The organism is Hymenobacter daecheongensis DSM 21074 (assembly GCF_900141805.1).
In the GTDB taxonomy this organism is placed as follows: domain Bacteria; phylum Bacteroidota; class Bacteroidia; order Cytophagales; family Hymenobacteraceae; genus Hymenobacter; species Hymenobacter daecheongensis.
On sequence record NZ_FQYN01000007.1, the window covers coordinates 255,703 to 280,054 of the forward strand.

General features: G+C 59.6%; 22 protein-coding genes, 1 tRNA gene and 1 pseudogene. 19 read left to right on the top strand and 5 right to left on the bottom strand.

Translation table 11 applies throughout. From position 1 onward, the window contains the following. Positions 1–145: 145 nt before the first annotated feature. Positions 146–340 (top strand): 50S ribosomal protein L35, encoded by a 195-nt coding sequence (gene rpmI / locus BUB62_RS14855; RefSeq protein ID WP_073111355.1) that lies wholly within the window; start codon positions 146–148, stop codon positions 338–340. 152 nt (positions 341–492) lie between these two features. Further along, complete coding sequence (gene rplT / locus BUB62_RS14860) at positions 493–837, top strand: 50S ribosomal protein L20 (protein ID WP_073111357.1); 345 nt, start codon at positions 493–495, stop codon at positions 835–837. Between the two features lie 351 nt (positions 838–1,188). Here rplT and BUB62_RS14865 read toward each other — a convergent pair. Further along, positions 1,189–1,262 (bottom strand) — tRNA-Met (locus tag BUB62_RS14865). Between the two features lie 138 nt (positions 1,263–1,400). Here BUB62_RS14865 and BUB62_RS14870 point away from each other — a divergent pair. From BUB62_RS14870 to BUB62_RS14915, 10 genes are all read left to right on the top strand, one after another. Then, positions 1,401–1,814 (top strand): START-like domain-containing protein, encoded by a 414-nt coding sequence (locus BUB62_RS14870; protein ID WP_073111359.1) that lies wholly within the window; start codon positions 1,401–1,403, stop codon positions 1,812–1,814. Between the two features lie 114 nt (positions 1,815–1,928). Then, on the top strand, positions 1,929–3,362 hold the full coding sequence (locus BUB62_RS14875) for an LptF/LptG family permease (protein ID WP_073111433.1): 1,434 nt from the start codon (positions 1,929–1,931) through the stop codon (positions 3,360–3,362). 153 nt (positions 3,363–3,515) lie between these two features. After that, the gene (gene rpsO / locus BUB62_RS14880) at positions 3,516–3,791 is read left to right on the top strand and encodes a 30S ribosomal protein S15 (protein WP_073111361.1); all 276 of its coding nucleotides are present in this window, start codon (positions 3,516–3,518) and stop codon (positions 3,789–3,791) included. Between the two features lie 192 nt (positions 3,792–3,983). Further along, a complete protein-coding gene (pnp, locus tag BUB62_RS14885; RefSeq protein ID WP_073111362.1) occupies positions 3,984–6,140 on the top strand; it encodes a polyribonucleotide nucleotidyltransferase in 2,157 nt (718 codons plus the stop codon). A 111-nt stretch (positions 6,141–6,251) separates the two neighbouring features. Then, on the top strand, positions 6,252–7,115 hold the full coding sequence (locus tag BUB62_RS14890; RefSeq protein ID WP_073111364.1) for a sigma-70 family RNA polymerase sigma factor: 864 nt from the start codon (positions 6,252–6,254) through the stop codon (positions 7,113–7,115). 324 nt (positions 7,116–7,439) lie between these two features. Beyond that, positions 7,440–8,387, top strand: a complete 948-nt coding sequence (trxB, locus tag BUB62_RS14895; RefSeq protein WP_073111366.1) for a thioredoxin-disulfide reductase — start codon at positions 7,440–7,442, stop codon at positions 8,385–8,387. Between the two features lie 142 nt (positions 8,388–8,529). Then, positions 8,530–9,639, top strand: a complete 1,110-nt coding sequence (locus BUB62_RS19755) for a peptidoglycan DD-metalloendopeptidase family protein (protein WP_317041383.1) — start codon at positions 8,530–8,532, stop codon at positions 9,637–9,639. Between the two features lie 145 nt (positions 9,640–9,784). Beyond that, complete coding sequence (gene bshB1 / locus BUB62_RS14905; protein WP_073111368.1) at positions 9,785–10,504, top strand: bacillithiol biosynthesis deacetylase BshB1; 720 nt, start codon at positions 9,785–9,787, stop codon at positions 10,502–10,504. A 200-nt stretch (positions 10,505–10,704) separates the two neighbouring features. Continuing rightward, entirely contained in the window at positions 10,705–11,124 is a 420-nt protein-coding gene (locus BUB62_RS14910; RefSeq protein WP_084539093.1) for a hypothetical protein, read from the top strand. A gap of 698 nt (positions 11,125–11,822) precedes the next feature. Further along, complete coding sequence (locus tag BUB62_RS14915; RefSeq protein ID WP_073111370.1) at positions 11,823–12,416, top strand: hypothetical protein; 594 nt, start codon at positions 11,823–11,825, stop codon at positions 12,414–12,416. 64 nt (positions 12,417–12,480) lie between these two features. Here BUB62_RS14915 and accC read toward each other — a convergent pair whose 3' ends face one another. Further along, positions 12,481–13,986, bottom strand: coding sequence for an acetyl-CoA carboxylase biotin carboxylase subunit (gene accC, locus BUB62_RS14920; protein WP_073111372.1), 1,506 nt, complete (start codon positions 13,984–13,986; stop codon positions 12,481–12,483). A gap of 355 nt (positions 13,987–14,341) precedes the next feature. Between accC and BUB62_RS14925 the strand changes: the two genes are divergently transcribed. Both BUB62_RS14925 and BUB62_RS19760 read left to right on the top strand, forming a co-directional pair. Next, positions 14,342–15,580, top strand: a complete 1,239-nt coding sequence (locus BUB62_RS14925; RefSeq protein ID WP_073111374.1) for an aminotransferase class I/II-fold pyridoxal phosphate-dependent enzyme — start codon at positions 14,342–14,344, stop codon at positions 15,578–15,580. A gap of 252 nt (positions 15,581–15,832) precedes the next feature. Continuing rightward, positions 15,833–16,003 (top strand): annotated as a pseudogene (locus BUB62_RS19760) (histone H1); the annotation flags it as partial. Positions 16,004–16,286: 283 nt separating this feature from the next. Here the strand turns inward: BUB62_RS19760 and tyrS are convergent. Further along, positions 16,287–17,591, bottom strand: coding sequence for a tyrosine--tRNA ligase (tyrS, locus tag BUB62_RS14935; protein ID WP_073111378.1), 1,305 nt, complete (start codon positions 17,589–17,591; stop codon positions 16,287–16,289). A 179-nt stretch (positions 17,592–17,770) separates the two neighbouring features. Between tyrS and holA the strand changes: the two genes are divergently transcribed. The 4 genes from holA (at position 17,771) to dinB (ending at position 21,337) form a co-directional block, all read left to right on the top strand. Beyond that, positions 17,771–18,844, top strand: a complete 1,074-nt coding sequence (holA, locus tag BUB62_RS14940; RefSeq protein WP_073111380.1) for a DNA polymerase III subunit delta — start codon at positions 17,771–17,773, stop codon at positions 18,842–18,844. Between the two features lie 191 nt (positions 18,845–19,035). Beyond that, positions 19,036–19,497 (top strand): type II RES/Xre toxin-antitoxin system antitoxin, encoded by a 462-nt coding sequence (parS, locus tag BUB62_RS14945; protein WP_234988751.1) that lies wholly within the window; start codon positions 19,036–19,038, stop codon positions 19,495–19,497. 14 nt (positions 19,498–19,511) lie between these two features. After that, positions 19,512–19,973 (top strand): RES family NAD+ phosphorylase, encoded by a 462-nt coding sequence (locus BUB62_RS14950; RefSeq protein WP_073111384.1) that lies wholly within the window; start codon positions 19,512–19,514, stop codon positions 19,971–19,973. 293 nt (positions 19,974–20,266) lie between these two features. Continuing rightward, on the top strand, positions 20,267–21,337 hold the full coding sequence (dinB, locus tag BUB62_RS14955; protein ID WP_073111386.1) for a DNA polymerase IV: 1,071 nt from the start codon (positions 20,267–20,269) through the stop codon (positions 21,335–21,337). A gap of 161 nt (positions 21,338–21,498) precedes the next feature. Here the strand turns inward: dinB and BUB62_RS14960 are convergent, their stop codons facing one another. Next, positions 21,499–22,155, bottom strand: coding sequence for a sce7726 family protein (locus BUB62_RS14960; RefSeq protein WP_073111388.1), 657 nt, complete (start codon positions 22,153–22,155; stop codon positions 21,499–21,501). Between the two features lie 167 nt (positions 22,156–22,322). Here BUB62_RS14960 and BUB62_RS14965 point away from each other — a divergent pair, with 167 nt between their 5' ends. Next, positions 22,323–23,813, top strand: a complete 1,491-nt coding sequence (locus BUB62_RS14965; protein WP_073111389.1) for an NCS1 family nucleobase:cation symporter-1 — start codon at positions 22,323–22,325, stop codon at positions 23,811–23,813. 98 nt (positions 23,814–23,911) lie between these two features. Here the strand turns inward: BUB62_RS14965 and BUB62_RS14970 are convergent. Continuing rightward, positions 23,912–24,352: T9SS type A sorting domain-containing protein (locus BUB62_RS14970; RefSeq protein WP_143164199.1), on the bottom strand; the 441-nt coding region annotated here is incomplete at its 5' end.

The following is a 24,352-nucleotide window of genomic DNA, read 5'->3' on the forward strand; positions in this document are numbered from 1 at the left end:
AGAAGGCGCGGCACCCGCTGCCAAGCCCGCTCCGGCTTCGGCCGAGGCTCCTGCTACCGCCACCGAATAGCGACCAGCGGCGTTTGGCTAGCTTTGGCTGGCGGCTTATCAATCAGCTTTTTCTTTTTTTCTCAATCATACCACAATGCCAAAAGTAAAGACGAAATCCGGTGCTAAGAAGCGTTTTACGCTCACCGGCTCGGGCAAGGTGAAGCGGAAGCACGCCTTCAAAAGCCACATCCTCACGAAGAAAACCACCAAGCAGAAGCGTAATCTGACGCACGCTGGTCTGGTGAGCACGGCGGACATGAACCGCGTGAAGGATATGCTGAACATCTGATTTGTTTTTAGCTGCTGGTTCTTGGTTTCTGATGCCTAACGGGGTCAAAAATCAAGAACGAACCACCAAAAACAATCACCCATTTTCCCAACCCGGCGTCCGGTCTCGAAGACTTTAGTGAACAGTCACCGACCGCCAAAAAAAAGTAGGTTATGCCAAGAAGTGTAAACCACGTGGCCTCGCGCCACCGTCGTAAGAAAGTAATGCGTTTGGCGAAAGGCTATTTCGGCCGTCGCAAAAACGTATGGACCGTAGCCAAGAACGCCGTTGAGAAAGCCCTTCTCTACGCCTACCGCGACCGGAAAGTAAAGAAGCGCGAGTTCCGCGCCCTCTGGATTCAGCGTATCAACGCCGGTGCCCGCCAGCACGGTCTGTCTTATTCGCAACTGATGGGCGGCCTGAAAAAGGCTGGCATCGAGCTGAACCGCAAGGTGCTGGCTGATCTGGCCCTGAACCACCCCGAAGCCTTCAAAGGCATTGTGGAGAAGATCAAGTAGATCTTTTCGTGCATGCAAAAAAAAGAGCCTGACCAATGCGGTCAGGCTCTTTTTTTTGCTTGTTTGGTCCCGTAAGAGGAATATATTTTCTGCCAGTCAGCGCTACTGATAAGAGCTTAAATCATGCCCTTAGGCGGGGGTGAAGCTGCCAGGGCAACTGCCACGTCATTCGGGCGCGGGTGTGTTGTAGTGAGTGGCAGCAGACGCTGCTACCGGTCAGGAAACTGCCCGCAGTGAGAAGGTGGGGCGTATGTTCTGGCAGCTCCCCGAGGGCTGTGACAGAACTGTGATGAGAAACCAGCAGGCGCAAAAAAACCGCATCAGCCTGGCAGCCAATGCGGTTTCAACAAGTAGCGGGGACGAGAGTTGAACTCGTGACCTCAGGGTTATGAATCCTGTGCTCTAACCAACTGAGCTACCCCGCCGGGTTTTTGGTGCCGCAAAGGTAAGAACAACATTTGAACCCGTGCAAGCCCTACATCAAAAAAAACCCGTGTATATTGGCTGCGTCGCGCTGTCTTGTGAGCCAGCGGGCACCCGTTTTTACCAGTTTTGTTCAGCTTATGCCTCTTTCCGCTACCCGTTCCAAACATCGCTTTACGGTGGAGTTGCCCGTAAATGCTTCACCCAAAATTCTTTATCCGTATCTGGCCTCAGCCTCGGGCCTGTCGCAGTGGTATTGTCAGGATGTGCGCATCGATGAAGACCACCGCTACAATTTTATTTGGGACAATCAGCCCCATTTCGCCGAAATGAGCTCCCACCGCACCAACCGCTCGGTGCGCTTCGTGTTTCTGGATCAGCACAAGCGCCCGATCGTTGATGCCAACTACCTGGATTTCAGCATTGAAGAGTCGCAGCTGACGCAGGAAGTGTACCTGCGGGTTATCGACTACTCGGAAGAAACCGACGACAGCGAGCTGCAGGATATGTGGGAAGGCCTGATTCTGAAGCTGCGCGAGCTGGTGGGCGGCTGAGCCAACCCGAAAAAAAACCGGAAGGAGGGAGAGCGAAACGGGGCGTACCTTCGTTTCTCTTTCGCTCCTTTTTTGTTGGTCGCGCCCGCAGGTTGGGCGCGGGGAGTGCCGTGCATGAAAAAACTCGATAAACTGATTCTGAGGGCCTTCGCCGGGCCATTTTTGCTGACGCTGGCCGTGGTGCAGTTCATTCTGCTCACCCAGTACATGCTCAAATACCTCGACGACCTGGTGGGCAAAGACCTGGGCGTGGCCATTATTTCGCAGTTGCTGTTTTATTTCAGCGTGCTGATGGTGCCCATTTCGCTGCCGCTGGCCGTGTTGCTGTCCTCGCTGATGACCTACGGCACGCTGGGCGAGCACCACGAGCTGACGGCCATCAAGACCTCCGGCATCTCGCTCACCCGCATTCTGCGGCCCGTGCTGCTGGTGGCGCTGGCGCTGGCGGGGTTCTCGTTCTGGTTCAACGACAACATTGTGCCCAAGGCCAACCTGAGCGCCTACAGCCTGCTCTGGGACCTGCGCCAGCAGAAACTGGCCCTGGATATCCGGGAAGGTGTGTTCTACAACGGCATTCCGGGCTATACCATCAAGGTGAACCAGAAGCTGGGCGAGGATGGCGACGTGCTGATGGGCGTGATGATCTATGACCACACCAACGGCCGCGGCAACTCCACCGTGATTCTGGCCGATTCGGGCCGCATGTTCACGCGCTTTGGCGGGCAATATCTGGGCCTGGAGCTGTTCCGGGGCACCATGTACGTGGAACAGCCCGATGCCCGCGACCGGGCCGGGGCCAGCTTCATCCGCGAAGCCTTCGACCGCAACACCATTACGTTTTCGCTGGCCTCGTTCGACCTGAACCGCACCAAAGAGACGCTGTTCGCGGAGAACAAGATGATGAAGAACATTCTGCAACTGCGCAACTACACCGACTCGCTGCACAACCGCCTCCTGCTGGAGCGCCGGCAGCTGACCCAGCAGTTTACGCCTTACTACACCTACCTGCGCTTCGATACCACGGGCCAGGCCCAGGCCCGCCGCGTGGAAGGCTGGAAGGTGCCCAACACGAAGCTGCCCGCCGTGAATGCGCAGTTCATTGAGCAGGCTACCAACCGGGCCCGCAACGTGCGGGCCTACGCCGGCAGCACCGGCGAGCGGCTCGCCAACCTCTCGAAGGAGGCCGGCAACTTCCGCATCGAGATTTACCGCAAATACGTGCAGGCCGTGGCCGTGCTGCTCATGTTCCTGATCGGGGCGCCGCTGGGAGCCATCATCAAAAAGGGCGGCCTGGGCGTGCCGGTGCTCATTTCCATCGTGTTTTTCATCATCTATTACGTGCTGTCCATCATGGGCGAGAAGTACGGGCGGGAGGGCGTGATGCCGGTAGGCATCGGCATGTGGATGTCCACGGGGCTGCTGCTGCCGGCTGGGCTGGTCTTCCTCAATCAGGCCCGCCGCGACTCCGGCCTGCTGGAGTGGGATTTTCGCCGGCTGCTGCCGGCGCGGCTGCGCTGGCCCTTCCGCGGCTACAAGCGCTCGGTGTAGCTACGGCGGCGGGTAGCGGCAAGCTCTGCCGTAAAATCGCGGCAGATACTACCGGCGGGTAAGAAAAATCCTTACCTTTGCGGCCACCCCGAAACGCGGGGTAGTCAATTTCTTTTTTCACGCTTAATCCAAGACGGGGAAACCTATCTGCCGATGAAACTTACCACCGAAGTAAAACAGTCTATTTTCGAGAAAAATAGCCTTGCCAAAACCGCTACCGATACCGGTTCGGCTGAATCGCAAATTGCGCTGTTCTCGCACCGCATCAACCACCTGACGGAGCACCTGAAGGTAAACAAGAAGGACTTCTCGACCCGTCTGGGTCTGCTGAAGCTCGTTGGTAAGCGTCGCCGTCTGCTGGATTACCTGCAGCACCGCGAAATCAACCGCTACCGCGCAATCATCAAGGAGCTGGGCATCCGCAAGTAGCCCACCCCTTCGGAGTAGGGAACCCTCAGGCTGAGGGTTCCCTACTCTTTTTTTATTCGGAGCCGTGCGCCAAGTGCCGGGCTCCGTGGTTTCACTTCCGAAGTCTTTCCGATTCAGAGTAAAACGGGGCCGGGTGCCGGCTTCGTTTTTTTGGCTGCTCGCCCGCTGCACGCTTTTTAAAAGCACCCCTCGATGCCCAACTACAACGCTATTACCAAAAGCATTACCCTGCCGGATGGTCGGCAGATTACTCTGGAAACCGGCAAGCTGGCCAAATTCGCCGACGGCGCCGTCGTGGTTCGCCTCGGCGACGCGATGCTGCTCGCCACGGTTGTGTCGCAGCCCTCGCAGCGCGGCGACGTGGATTTCCTGCCGCTGTCGGTCGATTATCAGGAGAAATTTGGGGGTGCCGGCAATATTCCCGGCTCGTTTCAGCGCCGCGAAGGCCGCCTGTCGGATTATGAAATCCTGGTGTGCCGCATTGTAGACCGTATTCTGCGCCCGATGTTCCCCAAGGACTATCACTACGAGGTGCAGGTAATGATTACGCTGATTTCGGCCGATAAAACCGTGCAGCCCGACGCGCTGGCCGCCCTGGCCGCCTCGGCCGCCCTGGCTATTTCCGATATTCCCTTCGCCGGCCCTATCTCGGAAGTTCGCGTAGCCCGCATCGACGGCAAGTTGCAGATCAACCCGCTGACCGCCGATATTGCCCGCGCCGACATCGACCTGATTGTAGGTGCCACGGCCGATTCGGTAGCTATGGTGGAAGGCGAGATGAACGAGGTGAGCGAAGAGGAGATGGTGGAAGCCATTGCCTACGCCCATGAGGCCATCAAGGAGCAGGTGCGCGTGCAGCAGGAGCTGGCCGCTGAGGTGACGAAGTCGCACGTGAAGCGCGAGTATCCGCAGTACGAGGAGAATGACGCGCTGAAGCAGCAGATCATGCAGGCCGTGCACCAGGGTGCTTACGACGTGGCCAAGTCGGGCAATACCAGCAAGGCCGGCCGCAAGGAAGCCTTCGGGGCCATCAAGAAGCCGCTGCTGGCACAATTGCTGGAAGAAAACCCCGAGCTGGACATGAAAATGTTCGGCCGCTACTACGCTTCGGCCGAGAAGAAAGGCATCCGCGACATGATGATCAAGGAGCGCACCCGCCTCGATGGTCGTCAGCTGACGGAAATCCGCCCCATCTGGAGCGAAGTGAACTATCTGCCCGGCGCCCACGGCTCGGCCCTGTTCACCCGCGGCGAAACCCAGTCTTTGACCACGGTTGCCCTGGGCACCAAGCTCGATGAGCAGATCATCGACACGGCCATGACCTCGGGCTACAGCAAGTTCATGCTGCACTACAACTTCCCGGCCTTCTCGACCGGCGAGGTGAAGCCTAACCGCGGCCCCGGCCGCCGCGAAATCGGCCACGGCAACCTGGCCATGCGCTCGTTGAAGAAGGTATTGCCTTCGGATGACGAAAACCCTTACACTATCCGCATCGTGTCGGACATTCTGGAGTCGAACGGCTCGTCGTCGATGGCCACGGTGTGCGCCGGCTCGATGGCGCTGATGGACGCCGGCATTAAGGTGCGGGCGGCCGTTTCGGGCATTGCCATGGGCTTGGTGCAGGACAAGGAAACCGGCGAGTACGCCGTGCTGAGCGACATTCTCGGTGACGAGGACCACCTCGGCGACATGGACTTCAAAGTAACCGGCACCGAGAAAGGTATCGTGGCCTGCCAGATGGACATCAAAATCCAGGGCCTGAGCAGCGAAATCATGACGGCGGCGCTGCACCAGGCCCGCGAGGGCCGGCTGCACATTCTGCGCGAGATGGCCAAGACCATTTCGGCGCCGGCCGCGGAGCTGAAGCCGCATACGCCCCGCTCGCACAAGATGCTGATTGACAAGGAGTACATCGGCGCGGTAATCGGGCCGGGCGGCAAGGTGATTCAGCAGATCCAGAAAGATACCAACGCCACGGTCATCATCGAGGAGAAGGACGAGAAGGGCCACGTGAGCATCTACGCTTCCAACCAGGAAGACATGCAGGCGGCCATCGACCGGATCCGGGCCATTGCGGCCACGCCGGAAGTAGGCGAAACCTACAAAGGCAAGGTGCGCAGCATCCAGCCCTACGGCGCTTTCGTGGAAATCATGCCGGGCAAGGACGGCCTGCTGCACATCTCGGAAGTATCGCACGAGCGCCTGAACGCGCTGGAAGGCGTGCTGGAGGTGGGCCAGGAAATCGACGTGAAGCTGATGGATATCGACAAGAAAACGGGCAAGTACCGTTTGTCGCGCAAGGCGCTGATGCCGAAGCCCGAGCGGGCCGCTGGCGAGGCGCAAGCGTAAATCTTTGCCCTGCGAACTTTCACAAAGGTCGGCACGTTGATTTCAATTGCCGACCTCTGTGGAGGCTCCACTCATGTTCAATACTTTTAATAATACAATTTCGCGCCCGCAATGAGACAGCTTAAAATCAGCAAGCAGATCACCAACCGCGAAAGCCAGTCGCTGGACAAGTACCTCCAGGAAATCGGCAAGGTCGATCTGCTCACTCCCGACGAGGAAGTAACGCTGGCGCAGCGCATCCGGGAAGGGGACCAGCAGGCGCTGGAGAAACTGACCAAGGCCAACCTGCGCTTCGTGGTGTCGGTGGCCAAACAGTACCAGAACCAGGGCCTGTCGCTGGGCGATTTGATCAACGAGGGCAACCTCGGCCTGATCAAAGCCGCCAAGCGCTTCGACGAAACCCGAGGCTTCAAATTCATTTCCTACGCCGTTTGGTGGATTCGCCAGTCGATTCTGCAGGCTCTGGCCGAGCAGTCGCGCATTGTGCGCCTGCCGCTGAACCGGGTAGGCTCGCTGAACAAGATCAGCAAATCCTTCTCCGAGCTGGAGCAGAAATTCGAGCGGGAGCCCTCGCCCGAGGAAATTGCCGAAGTGCTGGAGCTAACTACCTCGGAAGTGGTGGATACGCTGAAAATCTCGGGTCGCCACGTATCCGTGGATGCGCCGTTTGTGCAGGGCGAGGAAAACCGCCTGCTGGATGTGCTCGAAAACGAGGACGAGGAATCGCCTGACACGGGCCTGATGAACGACTCGCTCCGCAAGGAAGTGCAGCGGGCCCTGAGCACGCTCACCAAGCGCGAAGCCGACGTGATTACGCTGTATTTCGGCCTGAACGGGGAGCATTCCCTGACCCTGGAAGAAATCGGTGAGAAATTCAACCTGACCCGCGAACGGGTGCGCCAGATCAAGGAGAAGGCCATTCGTCGCTTGCGTCATACGTCGCGCTCCAAGGCGCTGAAACCGTATCTGGGATAGTTTTTTACTGTCTCATACCCAAAAAACCCCAGCCCTTTCGTTGGGGTTTTTTGTTGGTAGACCGGCTGCTTTCAGAATGTCATGCTGAGCGGAGCGCAGCGAAGTCGAAGCATCTCGCCCGCTTCGTTGTTATTCAGACCAGGCGAAACGGGCGAGGGGCTTCGACTTCGCGGACGCTAGATGAAGCAGGACAATAGTGTGGCACGCGTCAGCACGCGAGATGCTTCGACAAGCTCAGCATGACGTTCTTGTGGGTTTCTGTGCCAGAACCCGGCGGTAAGCTTACTTTTGCACTTTACTCTTCAACTCTGCTTTTTTCAAGCAATGGATAATACCACCACGGAACACATTAAGTGTCTGATTATCGGCTCGGGGCCGGCGGGCTATACGGCGGCCATCTACGCGGCGCGGGCCAACATGGCTCCGGTGATGTACCAGGGCCTGCAGCCCGGCGGCCAGCTCACCATTACGAATGACGTGGAGAACTTCCCCGGCTACCCGGATGGCGTGATGGGGCCGGAAATGATGGAGGACCTGAAAAAGCAGGCCGCCCGCTTCGGCACCGACGTGCGCTACGGCCTAGCCACGGCCGTGGACTTTTCCGGGCATCCGCACAAAATCACCATCGACGAAACCAAGCAGCTGACGGCCGATACGGTCATCATTGCCACCGGGGCTTCGGCCAAGTGGCTGGGGCTGGAGTCGGAGGCGCGGCTGAACGGGTCGGGCGTATCGGCCTGCGCCGTGTGCGACGGGTTTTTCTACCGCGGCAAGGACGTGGCCATTGTGGGCGCCGGCGACACGGCGGCGGAAGAAGCCACGTACCTGGCCAACCTGTGCAGCAAGGTGTACATGATTGTGCGCAAAGGGGAGATGCGGGCCTCGAAAATCATGCAGAAGCGCGTGCTGGACAACCCCAAGATTGAGGTGCTCTGGAACACGGTGACCGACGAGATTCTGGGGGCGCAGGCCGTGGAGGCCGTGCGCGTGAAAAACACGCTGACCCACGAAACCCGCGACCTGGCAGTGGAAGGTTTCTTCGTAGCCATCGGCCACGAGCCCAACTCCAAAATCTTCCATCCTTACCTGCACCACGACGAGCAGGGCTACCTGAAAACGATTCCCGGCTCGGCCAAAACCAACGTGGACGGCGTGTTTGCCTGCGGCGACGTGCAGGACTACACCTACCGTCAGGCCGTGACGGCCGCCGGCTCGGGCTGCATGGCCGCCCTGGATGCCGAACGGTACCTGGCCGCGCTGGGAGACCATTAGTGAGTTGGTGATTTAGTGACTTAGTGAGTTTGATGTTCGAATAGGGCAGCCTGCGCAGATTGCGCCAGCAGAACATCAAACTCACTAAATCACTAAGTCACTAAATCACTATTCCACCATCTCACTAAATCACCGTTTGCCGTTGCTTCATTCTCTTAAATATGGGTTGTGGCCGCTGCTGCTGCTGTTTTGGCTGATGCCGGGACAGGGGCAGGCGCAGCGCCGCAAGGTGCCGGAGCCGAAAGCCAAGGCCGGCTCGGCGGGCAAGCGGAAGGATTTCTTCCGCATCAAGTCGCCCGTTATCCGCTATGTGCGGCCCGATACCACGGTGCTGATTGAGACCCAGGACCTGCCCGACGACAACTCGGAAGCCTCCCGGTCCATCTTCTTCAACCCGGCCAAGAAGCTTTCCCTGGTCAGCGAGGACACGACCACGCTCAATGAGGGCGAGCAGCACATTGTGGAAGTGTCGGAGCAGGTGCTCATTGATAGCTCCTGGGTGAAAGTGGCGGGCTATTATTCGATCTGGGATACCCACACCATCAACCCCTACCGGGTAGATGGTCGCCGCCTGCGCGATACGCTGCTGCTGCACCTCACGGAGCCGGAAAAGCAGCGCTTCGCCAAGATGCCGCTGCGGAGCACGCCGCTGACCTCCGATTTCGGCTTCCGGGGCTACCGCTGGCACTACGGCGTAGACCTGGACCTGGAAACCGGCGACTCGGTGCGCTCGGCTTTCGATGGGGTGGTGCGCATCTCGAAATGGGATGGCGGCGGCTACGGCAACTACCTGCTGGTGCGCCACTACAACGGCATTGAGACGCTGTATGGCCACCTGAGTAAGGCGCTGGTGAAGCCGGGCACGTTCGTGAAGGCGGGGCATATTATTGGGCTGGGGGGCAGCACAGGGCGCAGCAGCGGCTCGCACCTGCACTTCGAGGTGCGCTACGAGGGCAACCCCATCGACCCGGAGCGCATGTACGACTTCCCCGACTACAAGCTGCTGAAAGACAACTTCCAAATCACCTCGGCCCTGTTTGACTACTACAGCCGCGCCCTGCGGGCCAAGGCCGCGCACCGCGCCGCCGCCAGCCAGCCGACGGCCGCCCGCCGCGTGGTCACGCACCGCATCCGCAGCGGCGATACGCTCTCGGAAGTGGCCGATAAGTACGGCGTGTCGCAGGCGCAGCTGCGCCGGCTGAACGGCAACGTGCGGACGCTGCAGGTAGGAAAGACGCTGCGGATTAAGTAGGAACTGATTTTTTTGTCTGTCATCCTGAGCAAAGCGAAGGACCTTACCACGCTGGAACGACTGCCGTTGTTACGACTCGTTTAACTGGCATAAGGTGCTTCGCTCTGCTCAGGATGACAGTTCTCTTTTAGCACAAGCACCAAAAATGAAAATCGATATTCTGGCCATTGCTGCCCACCCGGATGATGTGGAAATGTCGTGCGCGGGCACCATGTTGGCGGCGGCGGCCGAAGGGAAGAAAATAGGCATCGTGGACCTCACGCGCGGGGAGCTGGGCACGCGGGGCACGCCGGTCACCCGCGCCGCCGAGGCCGCCGCGGCCAGCGACGTGCTGGGCCTGCACGCCCGCGAAAACCTGGGCCTGCCCGACGGCTTCTTCCGCAACGACCGGGAGCACCAGCTGCCCATCATTGCCGCGCTGCGTCGCTACCAGCCCGATATTGTGCTCTGCAATGCCATTCATGACCGGCACCCCGACCACGGCCGCGGCGCCCAGCTCATTTCGGATGCCTGCTTCCTGGCCGGCCTCAAGATGATTGAAACGCTGGGCACCGACGGCCAGCCCCAGGCGGCGTGGCGACCCCGGCACGTGTACCACTTCATCCAGGACCGCCAGATCAGCCCCGACTTTGTGGTGGACATTTCCGCACATTGGGCGAAGAAATGGGAGTCGATTCAGGCCTACAAAACTCAGTTTTTCGACCCGGAGAGCACCGAGCCCGTCACGTACCTGTCCACGCCGGTGTTCACCAAGTTCATGGAAGCCCGCGCCCGCGAGTTCGGCCACCTGATTGGGGTGGAGTTCGGCGAAGGCTTCACGCGGGAGCGGCCCCTGGGCCTGCGGCAGATTACGGATTTGATCTGATGCCGCCGGGCCGGGAGGCTATTTGCCTGTGAACCCCCAAAACCCGGGAGGGAATGGCGCGGCAGCGGTCAACGGTCCAACAGAGTTTAAATATAATAATCACTATATTTATTCTTTGTTGGTCTTGATGCTGTTTGACTATGTCTATTCCTGGTTCAGCCCTCGCCGATGCGCCTGACCCAAGGCGAAATCTCCGGCTTATGGATGAGGAGCAGCCGTTTTTTCTGCACGACGAATACGGCCTGCCGCTACTGCGCTACACGTATTACCCCGCCGAACAGCTGCTGCACACCCAATGGTATGGCAACCTGACGGCGGATTCGGTCATTTTCGGGGCCCAAACCACGCTGGTGCTGGCCCAGCAGCTGGGTTATGCCTATCTGCTCAATGACACCAGCCAGACCACCGGCGACTGGTCGGAGGCTATGGCCTGGCTGGAGTATGAATGGCTGCCGCAGGCGCAGGAGTATGGCCTGCGGGCCTGCGCCTACGTGTATACTCAGAACATGGACAACCAATTGATGGCGCTGGACTTTCTGACCCACCTCGAGGCCTACCTGCCCATTAAGCCCTTCCCGGATCTGGAGGCGGCCCGCGCCTGGCTGCTGCAGCAGCGGTAACTGGGGCAAGCTGAGTGGGGAGCCGGAGTGCGTGTAGCGCAGCTGCGCCCGTGGGGCGGGTTCAACAATCTGTGCCGCTTGGTAGGAGCGTATTATTCGCTCAGCGGCTGCGCAACTTACGTAACTTGTACAGGCGGATTTGCAAGGTACGCTCCGCCAAACCCGCGCCAGGTGGGAGAGGATACTCAGGACTTTTTTGTAAGCAGGTGATGAATTTGATTTCCTTAGAACAAGAGCTTATTGCAGGAGGCTATCGGGGCTGGTATCTCAATGGCGGTCTTCTAGACGACACAGTCATCCTTAGCAAAACCGCTACAGGATGGGAAGTATAATACAGCGAAAGAGGACAGAAAAACAACATAAGAACCTTTCAAACAGAAAGTGAGGCATGCAGGTATTTCCTCGCCTATATGAAAAGCGGAGACAGTAGTTTTATTAGAGATAATTTTTGAGCAGTATTTATCTAGGCGCTTATGAAGTAAACTCGGTTAGAGGGAAATTAGAAAACAATGCCGCCCGGATTTCTCCAGGCGGCGCGGTTTCAGTTTGCCGCGTTGCGGCAGTGGAAGTACAACCTCCACATCAAGGCTGGTCACGGGTTACGCTGCACTAAACTCGCGCCAGTTGGGGTTCAACTCGTGCCAGTTAAGTAACTTGCAGCAGAAAAATGGCAAATTCTTTAAAAAAGATTTATTGAAATGGACAACACTGTGATTGTTGCACTTGGGACATTAACGATTACTTCTATCGTAACTCTGCTTACCAAATGGATTGAGTCAAGACAAAAAGTTAATGAGCATAAGTTGTCCTTAAGAAATATTTATGTAAATAAGAAGATTCAAGCTGGGGAAGAACTTGCAAACCTGTTGCATCAACGTAAATTGGTTTTTGTATCTTACTACCAATTTTACAACTTTTTTAAAGATACGGGATATGTACATACTGATATGGCGTATAGATGCAAAGTCAAGACATTGGCATTATCAGAGTTGTTAAGCAAGCCAAATTACTTCTCTATATACTTTGACTATGAAAAGAAGGGAAGTGAAATATCTAGATTGGAAGTTGTGATTAACAAAAATATTCAAATACTTAACAAAGCATCAGATTTATCAGAAGCTAAATCTGACGATGAGAAAAAAGTGATAAGTCAGGAGCTGAATATTTTGAAAGAATCTTATAAAAGTCAAGAAATCGAGAATATTATTAAAGTGGTCCCATTGCTTAATTCCTTGTATACGGCTGAAGTGGAAAAGGTGAAAAGCGAGCTGTCAAAATATGACTTTATTTGAGTTATGTAAGAAAAAGCCCGGCTGGATGGCCGGGATTTTTCTTTATACTACGTCCTAAAACTAATTACCGCGTCCCCAGCCGGTTCCGCTTCCAAGCTGAGCCCGTAGCCACCGGAGCATCACTTGCCACCACCGGCGCTTTCTTCTCCGTCATCAGCATGGCCGTGAGTACGGCGGCTACTTTGGCGATGTTCGGGTCCGTGACGGCGGGGGTGAGGTTGGCGGGGGTGAAATGGTCGCGGATGAAGTTCGTGTCGAAGTTGCCGCTGACGAAGGCCGGGTGCTGGAGCACGTAGCGGCCGAAGGGCAGGGTGGTTTCAATGCCGGTAATCTGGTACTCGTCGATGGCGCGCAGCATCCGCTCGATGGCCTCCGTGCGGTCCTTGCCGAAGGTGACGAGCTTGGCAATCATTGGGTCGTAGTAAATCGGGATGTCCATGCCCTGCTCAAAGCCGTCATCGACGCGCACGCCGGGGCCTTGGGGACGCACGTAGGTGGTCAGCGTGCCGATGTCGGGCAGGAAGTTGTTGGCCGGGTCTTCGGCGTACACGCGCAGTTCCAGGGCGTGGCCGGTGATGGTGAGGTCTTCCTGCGAGAAGGGCAGCGGGTGGCCCTCGGCTACGCGGATCTGCTCTTTTACCAGGTCAAGGCCCGTAATCTGCTCGGTGACGGGGTGCTCCACCTGCAGGCGGGTGTTCATCTCCAGGAAGTAGAAGTTGTGCTGGTCGTCGAGCAGGAACTCCACCGTGCCGGCTCCGGTGTAGTTGCAGGCCCGGGCCACGTCCACGGCACAGCGGCCCATTTCGGCCCGCAGCTCCGGCGTGAGCACCGAGGAAGGAGCTTCCTCAATCACCTTCTGGTGGCGGCGCTGGATGGAGCACTCCCGCTCAAACAGGTGGACGATGTTGCCGTGCTCGTCGCCCAATACCTGAATTTCGATGTGCCGCGGGCCGGTCACGAACTTCTCGATGAACACGGCGCCATCGCCGAAGGCCGACACGGCCTCGTTGATGGCCAGCTGCATTTGCTCCTCAAACTCGGCCGCGCTGGTCACGATGCGCATGCCTTTGCCGCCGCCCCCGGCCGAGGCCTTGATCAGGATGGGGAAGCCCACTTCGCTGGCAATGCGCTTGGCTTCCTCCACGTCCGAAATGGCCTCGTCGGTGCCGGGCACCAGCGGAATGTTGTAAGCCTTCACGGCCTGCTTGGCCGAGAGCTTGTCGCCCATCACGTTCATGGCCTCGGGCGAGGGGCCCACGAAAATCAGCCCGGCTTTGGCCACCAGGCGGGCAAACTCGGCATTCTCCGAGAGGAAGCCGTAGCCGGGGTGAATGGCATCGACGCCAAGCTGCTTGCAGACCTCAATGATTTTGTCGCCGCGCAGGTAGCTGTCTTTAGAAGCGGGCGGGCCGACGCACACGGCCTCATCGGCGTAGCGCACGTGCAGGGCGTTGCGGTCGGCTTCGGAGTAGATGGCGACGGTCTGCAGGCCCATTTCCTTGGCCGAGCGCAGCACGCGCAGCGCAATTTCGCCCCGGTTGGCGACGAGGAGCTTGGTGATTTTTTTCATGCGGGAGGGTGGGAGAGTATAGTTAGAATGTCATGCTGAGCTTTCGCGTGCTTCGTTGCAACCTCACCCCCAACCCCTCTCCATAAGAGAGGGGAGCCGGACGACGCGGGCGAGATGCTTCGACAAGCGGACGCCAGATGAAGCAGGACACGTTCTTTATTGCTGTTCAACTCCCCAAAGAAACGCCATTCCGGCCGCTTCCTAAACCTTAATCTGTAAATTAAGGCTTGAGCGCCCTCAGTTGCAGGGCAGGCAGGCAAGGGCTACCTTTGCGGATTGCCATAACTTTGTACATGCCGAGGGCGTTGTTCAACCGATTCTCTCCGATTTTCTTTCAACACTAACCGTTTCCTCCGTGGATCTTTTCGAGAAGATTGCCTCCAACCGCGGCCCGCTGGGCAGCCATTCCCACTATGCGCACGGCTATTTCACCTTTCCCAAGCTGGAAGGCGAGATTAAGCCCCGCATGATTTTCCGCGGCAAAGAGGTACTCACCTGGAGCCTGAACAACTACCTGGGCCTGGCCAACCACCCCGAGGTGCGGCAGGCCGACATTGACGGGGCCACTGAGTTCGGCATGGCCCTGCCGATGGGCGCGCGCATCATGAGCGGCAACTCCAACCTGCACGAGCAGCTGGAAAATGAGCTGGCCGAGTTTGTGATGAAGCCCGATTGCCTGCTGCTGAACTTCGGCTACCAGGGCGTGGTGTCCATCATCGACGCGCTGGTGGGCCGCCACGACGTGATTGTGTACGATGCCGAGTCGCACGCCTGCATCATCGACGGCGTACGGCTGCACCAGGGCAAGCGCTTCGTATATACCCACAACGACATGGAGAGCCTGGAAAAGCAGCTCCAGCGCGCCACCCGCCTGACGGCCGAAACCGGCGGCGGCATCCTCGTAATTACCGAGGGCGTGTTCGGCATGTCGGGCAACATGGGCGACCTGAAGGGCGTGCTCGCCATGAAGGAAAAATACGAGTTCCGCCTGTTCGTCGATGATGCCCACGGCTTCGGCACGATGGGCCAAACCGGGGCCGGCACGGGCGAAGAACAGGGCGTGCAGGACGGTATCGACCTTTATTTTTCGACCTTTGCCAAGAGCATGGCCAGCATCGGCGCCTTCGTGGCGGGCCCGGAGAGCGTAATTGAATATTTGCGCTACAACATGCGCAGCCAGATTTTCGCCAAATCGCTGCCCATGCCGCTCGTGGTGGGTGCTTTGAAGCGTTTGGAGCTGCTGCGCACCCAGCCCGAATTGAAAGATAACCTGTGGACCATCGTGCGGGCGCTGCAGAGCGGCCTGCGCGAAAAAGGCTTCAACCTGGGCACCACTAAGTCGCCGGTGACACCGGTGTTCCTGAACGGCGAAATCCCGGACGCAACGCAAATAACCTTCGATTTGCGCGAAAATCACGGTATTTTCTGCTCTATCGTGGTGTATCCGGTGGTGCCGAAGGGCGTGATTATGCTCCGTTTGATTCCGACGGCGGTGCACACGCTGGAAGACGTGCGCGAGACGATTACGGCTTTTGAGGCCGTGGCGGAGAAGCTGGATAAGGGTCTGTACTCCAAAAATACGGTCAGCGTGTAAATAGAGCGGTTTTTAAGCTCAGCAGCCAAAAGCGGCCGGCAGCCTTCGGGGTTGCTGGCCGCTTTTTTGTACTATTCCTGGTATGCGCTGGGTGGCAAGCTCCGCAGTAAGGAGTGGTTTGGGGGTAAAAAATGCCTTGGGAGGCGGGGAAAGGGCTTTTAGAAAAAAAGTAGAACTATTGCTTGTATTTGAAATCCCTGTATATTAGGCCCAGTCAAAAGCATTAATCCACACCACTCAACCCCCTCCCCAATGAACAACTTTGGCAAACTGAAAGACCTCGTAATGGCACTGGAAGGCGACTTCGAGAAGTTCTACGACAAGCAGAACTCGGCCGCTGGCACCCGCGTGCGTAAAGGCATGCAGGAGCTGAAGAACATGGCGCAGAGCATCCGCACCGAAGTTCAGAACGCGAAGAACAGCGCCGCTCCGGCCGCTGGTGCTGCCAAGGCCGCCCCAGCTAAGAAAGCTGCCGCTCCGGCTGCCGCTAAGAAAGCTGCCGCTCCCGCCAAGAAGAAATAATCCGGACCACGGATTCGCGCGGATTTTTCGGATTTCGCGGATTTCGTGGACGATTATCAGTAATGCAGAAAGGCCACCCAATGGGTGGCCTTTCTTGTTTTGGGGCTTGCTGAATAACCGTACCGTGCGCGCCGTCCACAAAATCCGTGAAATCCGAAGAAGCCGCGCGAATCCGTGGTTGGTTTTAGGCGAGCTTGATGAGGAAGTAGTTCTTTTTGCCTTTCTGCGCTACGAGGTATTTATCGAGCAGCAGGGGCACGTCCAGAGCCAGTTGCTCGGGGGCCACTTTCTGGCGGTTCAGGCTCACGCCGCCGCTCTGCATCATTTTGCGGGCCTCGCCCTTGGAAGGGAAAATGACGCCGTTGGTGGCTTCGCTGAGCAGCGTTACCACGTTGGCTTCGCTGAGCAGCGCGTGCGACACCTCCAGCTGGGGCACGCCGGCGAATACGTCGAGCAGGGTGGCCTCGTCGAGGCTGCTTAGCTCGCCGCCACCGAAGAGCACCTGCGAGGCCGCCAGGGCGGTTTCGTAGGCGGCTTCGGAGTGTACGCGGATGGTCACATCTTTGGCCAGGGCTTTCTGCAGCAGGCGCAGGTGGGGGGCCTGGGTGTGCTCGGCTTCCAGGGCTTCAATTTCGGCCTGTGGAAGCAGCGTGAACACGCGGATCAGGCGCGGGGCGTCCTCGTCGGCGGCGTTGAGGAAGAACTGGTAAAACTGGTAGGGCGAGGTCATGGCGGGGTCGAGCCAGACGTTGCCGCCTTCCGTTTTGCCGAACTTGGAGCCGTCGGCCTTGGTGATGAGCGGCGTGGTGAGGGCGTAGGCCTTGGCATCGGCGGGGCCGAGGCGGCGAATCAGCTCGGTGCCGGTGGTGATATTGCCCCACTGGTCGGAGCCGCCCATCTGCAGGGTGCAATTCAGGGTGCGGAACAGGTGCAGGAAGTCGTAGCCCTGCAGCAGCTGGTAGCTGAACTCGGTGAAGGAAAGGCCGTCGGCGCGCTGCTCGTCGCCCTCCGTGGTGCCCAGGCGGCGCTTCACGGAGTCCTTGGCCATCATGTAGTTCACCGTGAGGTGCTTGCCTACTTCGCGCAGGAAATCGAGGAAGCCGAAGTCTTTGAACCAGTCGTAGTTGTTGACGACCACGGCGGCGTTGGGGCCGGGCGTGAAATCGAGGAACTTCTCCAATTGGGCCTTAATGCCGGCTTGGTTGCGGCGCAGCGTGTCCTCATCGAGCAGGTTGCGCTCCGCGGATTTGCCCGAGGGGTCGCCGATCATGCCCGTGGCCCCGCCCACCAGGGCCACGGGGCGGTGGCCGGCCCGCTGCAGGTGTACCAGCAGCATAATAGTAGCCAGGCTGCCGATGTGCAATGACACGCCGGTGGGGTCGAAGCCGATGTAGCCGGAAACCGGCTGCTGGGCGGCCAGGTGCTCGGCCGTGCCGGGCATGGCATCGTGCAGCATCCCGCGCCAGCGGAGTTCTTCTAGTAAGTCCAAGAGTGAAGTGGTGAAGTTGTGAAGTTGTGCGCTGGATAGGTAGCGTTGGCCACGATTAGCGCACGGGAAAGGTACAAAGGTAAAAAGGGCAGTGGTACATTTGCGGTAGCTACAAAGTGAAGGGCTGCAGAGCGCACATCTGACCGAATTCACCACTTCACCACTTCACCACTTCACCCTTGACTCTCTCCGCCGACGACCTTCTCAAGCAGATTCAGCAGCGGCAGTTTCAGCCCGTGTACTTTCTGCAGGGGGAGGAGCCGTATTATATCGACCTGATTGCCGACCGGCTGGAGCAAACGGTGCTGCCCGAGCACGACCGGGGCTTCAACCAGGTGGTGCTCTATGGCAAGGACGTGGACGTGGCCACCATTCTGGGGCAGGCGAAGCGGTTTCCGATGATGGCCGAGCGGTCGGTGGTGATAGTGAAGGAGGCGCAGGCCATTGCCGACCTGGAGGCCGAGAAAAGCTGGCCGTTTCTGGAAGCCTACCTCAAAAATCCGCTTACCAGCACCGTGCTGGTGTTTTGCTACAAGCACAAAACCCTGGATGCCCGCAAGAAGCTGGGCAAGCTGCTTGGCGGCGACAAGAAGGAGCCCGCCCCGGCCGGCACCGTGCTGATGACCAGCAAAAAGGTATACGACAACCACATTCCGGCCTTCATTGCGGGCTACGTGCGCAGCCGGCAGCAGAGCATCGGGGGGCAGGCCACGGCGATGCTGGCCGAGTACATCGGCACCGATCTGGGCCGGCTGACCAACGAAATCGACAAGCTGCTGCTCAACGTATTGCCCGGCCACAGCATTGATGAGGACCTGGTGCAGCGCATGGTGGGCATCAGCAAGGAGTACAACATCTTTGAGCTGCAGAAGGCCCTGATTCAGCGCGACGTGCTGAAGGCCAACCGCATCCTGACCTACTTTGAGGCCAACCCCAAGGCCAACCCGCTCATTCCGAACCTGACGCTGCTGTTCGGCTTTTTCACCAAGCTGCTGGTGCTGCACCAGCGCGGCAACCCGTCGGATGCCGACTTCAAAAAGCTGGGCATCATGAACAGCTTTGCCCAGAAAGACTATTCGCTGGCCATGCGCGTGTACGATTTCGGCCGCACCCGCGCCATCATCCACCTCATCCGCCGCGCTGACTTGCAGAGCAAGGGCGTGGAAAGCGGCTCGATGACGGACGGCGAGATTCTGCGCGAGCTGGTGTTTCTGATTCTGCACCCGGTGCCGCTGAGCGCTATTGTGGGGTAAGTAGTTGAACGTCATTCCGGGTGAAGGCGCAGCCGGGGAATCTCGCTGAATAGCAATTCATACTATTGCAACGAAGCGGTAGCGATGCTTCGGCCCGGCTCAACATGACGGTCTGGTAGAACCAAAAGAAAATTTTCCCAGTTAAAAAGAAAAATTTCCCTAAGTTCGTTCTCTCAACTTCAACCCGCATCATGGCCACTCCCGCACATCAACCCAAAATCACGGCGACGATGCCGGCGGCGCTGCGCAAGAAGTGGGCGGCCTGGGGCCGGGCCGGGCAGGATGCGTATGCGCTGGTGATGGAGGCGCGCAAGGGCGTGCCGGCCGCCACGGCGTTTGAGGTGGCCGAAGCCTACCAGCTGCAGGCCAACGAGCTGGAAGCCATCTACGAGCTGTCGACGAAGACACTGCGCACCTATACGCAGGAAAACCGCCCCCTGAGCGCCGCCCGCAGCGAAAAGACGCTCAAGATTATCAGCCTCTACAACCTGGGTGTGGAAGTGTTTGGCGAAGCCGCGGCCTTCCTGCGCTGGCTCGACAAGCCCGCCCACGGCCTCGACCAGGAGGTGCCGCTGCGCCTGCTTGAAACCAGCGGCGGCATTGACCTGGTGGCTGAAGAGTTGGGCCGTATTGCCTACGGCGACTTGTCGTAACGGGGAAGGCGCGTATGCTGGTGTACCGTATCTGCCTGGTCAAATATGCCGACGACCTGTTTGCCTCGGGCTACCGGGCGCGCTGGAACTTCAAGGACCAGTTCGTGATTTACACGGCTTCCTCCAGGGCGCTGGCCTGCCTGGAAAACGTGGTGCACCGCAGCGGCGAAGGCCTCCACGACCAGTTTCGGGTGCTGGTGATTGACATTCCTGACGAGTTGCTGATCGAGGAAATCAGCTCCGGCCAGCTGCCGCCCAACTGGGCGCAAGCCAGCCGCTACGCCGTGTGCCAGCCCCTCGGCGATGCCTGGTATCGTCGCCGTAGCTCGGCCGTGCTGCGCGTGCCTTCGTCCATCGTGCCGCAGGAGTTCAACTACATCCTGCACAGCCGCCACCCCGAGTTCAGGCGCATCCGCATCGTGGCCCGCGAAGAGTTCCGCTTCGACGCACGCATCAAGGCGGAAAATATAGCCTAAGCTTCAGCCTGTGCCGCTTGCCGCGCCACGCAGATCGTCGTGATGGAAGAACGTCATGTTGCGCTTGCCGAAGCATCTCTACCTCTGAAGCTGTTTAAGAAGCTGTTTGAATTAATTTCGAACGTCCTGCTGAGCTTGTCGAAGCATCTCTACCGCTTCGTCTGAATAGCGTTGCAACGAAGCGGGAGAGATGCTTCGGCAAGCGCAACATGACCATAGCACTCATACACCAGCACGCGAGATGCCTCGGCTTCGCTCGGCATGACGTGCCTTTTGCCCTATAAGTTCTTGTTTTGGAAACCCCGCCGCGCAAAATCATTCACCTCGACATGGATGCTTTCTATGCCTCCGTGGAGCAGCGCGACCACCCGGAGCTGCGCGGGCAGCCGGTGGCGGTGGGCGGCGCGCGGGAGCGGGGCGTGGTGGCGGCGGCCAGCTACGAGGCCCGGCAGTTTGGGGTACGCTCGGCTATGTCGTCGGCGCTGGCGCGGCGCAAGTGCCCGGCGCTGATTTTCGTGAAGCCGCGCTTTGAGGTGTACAAAGCGGTTTCGCAGCAGATTCGGGCCATTTTTGCCGAATATACCGACCTGGTGGAGCCGCTTTCCCTGGACGAGGCGTACCTCGACGTGACGCACAGCCCCCGGCCGCTGACGGCCACCGAGCTGGCGCGGGAAATCCGGACCCGCATCTTTCAGGAAACCCAGCTGCACGCCTCGGCGGGCATTTCCTACAATAAATTCCTGGCCAAGCTGGCCTCCGACTACCGCAAGCCCAACGGCCAGTACGTCATTAGGCCGCATCAGGGGCTGGCTTTCGTGGAGACGCTGGCGGTGGGGCAGTTTCACGGCATCGGGCCGGCCACGGCGGCGCGCCTGAACGGCCTGGGCATCTTCACGGGGCTGGATTTACGGCAGCAGACCGAGGCGTTTCTGCGCCAGCATTTTGGCAAGGCCGGCTCGTATTATTATGCCATTGCCCGCGCCGAAGACCACCGCCCGGTGCGCCCCAACCGCGTACGCAAGTCCATCGGCTCGGAAACCACCTTCGAGCACGACCTGACCACGCTGCCCGAGCTGGGCGCGGCCCTGCTGCCGCTGGCCGAATCGGTGTGGAAAACCTGCGAGCGGACGGGCGCGAAAGGCCGCACCGTGACGGTGAAAGTGAAATACGCCGACTTCCAGCAAATCACGCGCAGCCGCACGGGCTTTGCGCCGGTGCCCACGCGGGTGGCGCTGGAGCTGGCCGCGCTGGAGCTGCTGCGCACCCAGGTGCCGCTGGAAAAAGGCGTACGCCTGTTGGGCATCACGGTTTCGACGCTGGAAGGCGAGGAGGAACCCGGCCGGCAGCTGGCGCTGGGGCTGTGAGGTGCGGGGAGAAGGTAGGGGCGTAAGGGTAGTCAAAAGAACGTCATTCCGAGCGCAGCCGAGGAGTCTCGCGTGCTGGCGTCTGGTTAGTAATCCAACATCAGCACGCGAGATTCCTCGGCTGCGCTCGGAATGACGTTTTACTTGCGCGGAATAATGTTCTAAGCCTTCTCCGGCTTCTTCCGGCCGCTTACCGCTTTCTTCTTGGCCGGTTTCCGCTTTTTCGGGCGGTGGGGTTTGGGCCGGGCCGGCCGCATGGCCCGCTCGGCTTTGCGCTCGGCTCTGTGTAATAGCCGCTGGGGCAGGCGTAGCGTGAGTTGGTCGCGGGCGAACTGGGCCAGGTGGGAAAGCGGCACCAGCTGCGTGTGGCGCAGGAAGTGCAGCACTTCGCGGCGGCGCAGGGTGCTCACGCCCGTCAGGCCGCGGGCCAATAGGAACTGCTTTACTTCTTCCAGCAGCAGCAGGCTGGCCAGGGCGGCGGGCTCCACAGTGGCGTTGTAGCCGGCGGTGCGGTGCGGGCGCAGGCCGTCGGGCGCGGCCACCAGGATGCCCACCCACGCGGGCAGCAGCGGCAGCAGCTTGGGGAGGTGCTTTTCCGTCACGATGAAGGTGACGAAATCATAGACCTCGGCGTAGCAGCGCAGCTGGTTGGCCACGCGCTGCAGCGTGTCGCCGTCGCCCTTCACCTCGTAGCCGTGCATGAAGGCGGGGGTGATGTGGACCACATCGGCGCGGGTGGTGCCGGTGGGCAGCTCATCAATATAAACGCCGCCCTGGAGCAGCGGGTAGAGCAGGGCGCGGATTTCCGGATCGTTCATACAGCCCCGCAAGATATGGTGAGTTGGTGAAATGGTGATTTAGTGCGTTGGCGTACGGTCATTGCCCCGGCGAGCTTCGCGCAACAGCTGGCTGGTATGAAAATGCCCGCGCATCTTTCTACATTTCCTGCCGCCACTATTCACTTTCAGCCCGTTATCGGTTTTCGATGGAAACGACCCACCACCTGCCTACGCTGGCCGCTGAGCCCGCCGCCACAGGCCTGAGCAGCCCCGACCTGGCCCCCGTAGCCTGGGCCGACCGTAGCTGGGGCACCGGCAACTACGCCGCCCTCTGGATCAGCATGAGCCTGTGCATTCCGACGTATATGCTGGCTAGCTCGCTCATTGAGGGCGGCATGAGCTGGTGGCAGGCGCTGCTCACTATTCTGCTCGGCAATACCATCGTGCTGGTGCCCATGCTGCTCAATGGCCGCGCGGGAGCCAAGTATGGCATCCCGTTTCCGGTGTTTGCGCGGGCTAGCTTCGGAGTGCGCGGGGCCAATATTCCGGCGCTGCTGCGGGCTTTTATTGCCTGCGGCTGGTTTGGCATTCAGACCTGGATTGGCGGCTACGCCCTTTACCAGATGGGCGTACTCTGGCTGCCGGCGCTGGGCACGCTGCCGGCCGTGTTTCCGGCCGCGTGGGGCCTGGCTACCGGGCCGGCCCTCACGTTTGGGCTGTTCTGGCTGCTGAATATGTACGTGGTGCATCTGGGCGTGGACAGCATTAAAAAGCTGCTCGTGTTCAAGGCGTTTTTCCTGCCGCTGGCGGCGCTGGCGCTGCTGTGGTGGGCCATTTCGGCCGGGCACGGGCTGGGCCCGATTCTGGCGCAGCCGGCTAAATTCGCGTCGTCGGCGCAGTTCTGGGCGTATTTCTTTCCGGCCCTCACCGGCATGGTGGGCTTCTGGGCCACGCTTTCTTTGAACATTCCCGACTTCACCCGCTACGCCACCAGCCAGCGGGCGCAGGTGCTGGGCCAGGCCCTGGGGCTGCCCGCGTCCATGACGATGTTCTCGTTCGTGGGCGTGGTGGTCACCTCGGCCACGTTCATTATTTATGGCAAAACCATCTGGGACCCGGTGGTGCTGGCCGCCCGCTTCGAGAGCCGGCTGCTGGTCAGCTTCGCCATGCTGGCCGTGGCACTGAGCACGCTGGCCACCAACATTGCCGCTAACATCGTGAGTCCGGCCAACGACTTCGCCAACCTCGCGCCCACGCGCATCAGCTTCAAAACCGGCGGCTACATCACCGGCATCATCGGCCTGCTGATTTTCCCCTGGAAGCTCATTGCCGACCCCTCGGGCTACATTTTCACCTGGCTGGTGGGCTACTCGGCGCTGCTGGGCCCCATCGGCGGCATCATGATTGCCGACTACTACCTGCTGCGCCACCAGCAGCTCGACGTGCCCGATCTGTATAGCTACCACGGCCGCTACACCTACCGCAACGGCTTCAATACGGCCGCCATTGTGGCCCTGGTGGTGGGCATCGCGCCCAATGTGCCGGGCTTTCTGGTCGCCATCAGGGTGCTGCCGAAAGCGGCCGTGTGGTCGGGGCTGGTGGGGCTGTATGATTACGCCTGGTTTGTGGGTTTCGGGCTGGCGGCGGTGGTGTATCTGGGGCTGATGCGCGGGCAGAAAGCACCTACGACAGTGTGAGCTGAGCCGCCTACAACAAAGCCGCTCCCACAGCAGCCAAGGTGCTGTGGGAGCGGCTTACGTAAACCGGAATTTCTATTCGGCCCAGGCCAGGAGTATCAGCGCATGAGCTTCACGAGGGCCTGTTGGCGGTTGCCGCTCAGGCGCAGCTGATACATGCCCGGGGGCAGGCCCAGGCCGGCCAGATCAAGCGAGGTGCGCTGGCTACCGGGCTCAAGTCGCAATTCGCCCTGGGCCACCACCCGGCCCATCGCCGAGACGAGCGAGTAAGTGAGCTGCGGGCCTAGCTCAGCGGGCACCTGCAGCACATAGCGGGCGGTAGGCGAAGGGTTCGGATACAGGGCCACCGCCGTTAGCGCCGGGGCGGGGGCGGGGGTGGTGGTCAGGCGCCAGACTTCGATGCCGGAGAAGTTGGCCGCCCCGCCCGTCGCGCCCACCACCAGCGCGCCGGGGGCCGTGAGCGTGGCGGCAAACGGGCCCAGCCGGGCCCAGGTGCCGGCCGGGCCGCTGTTGTAGTTGGCGCGCACGGTCTGCCCGTT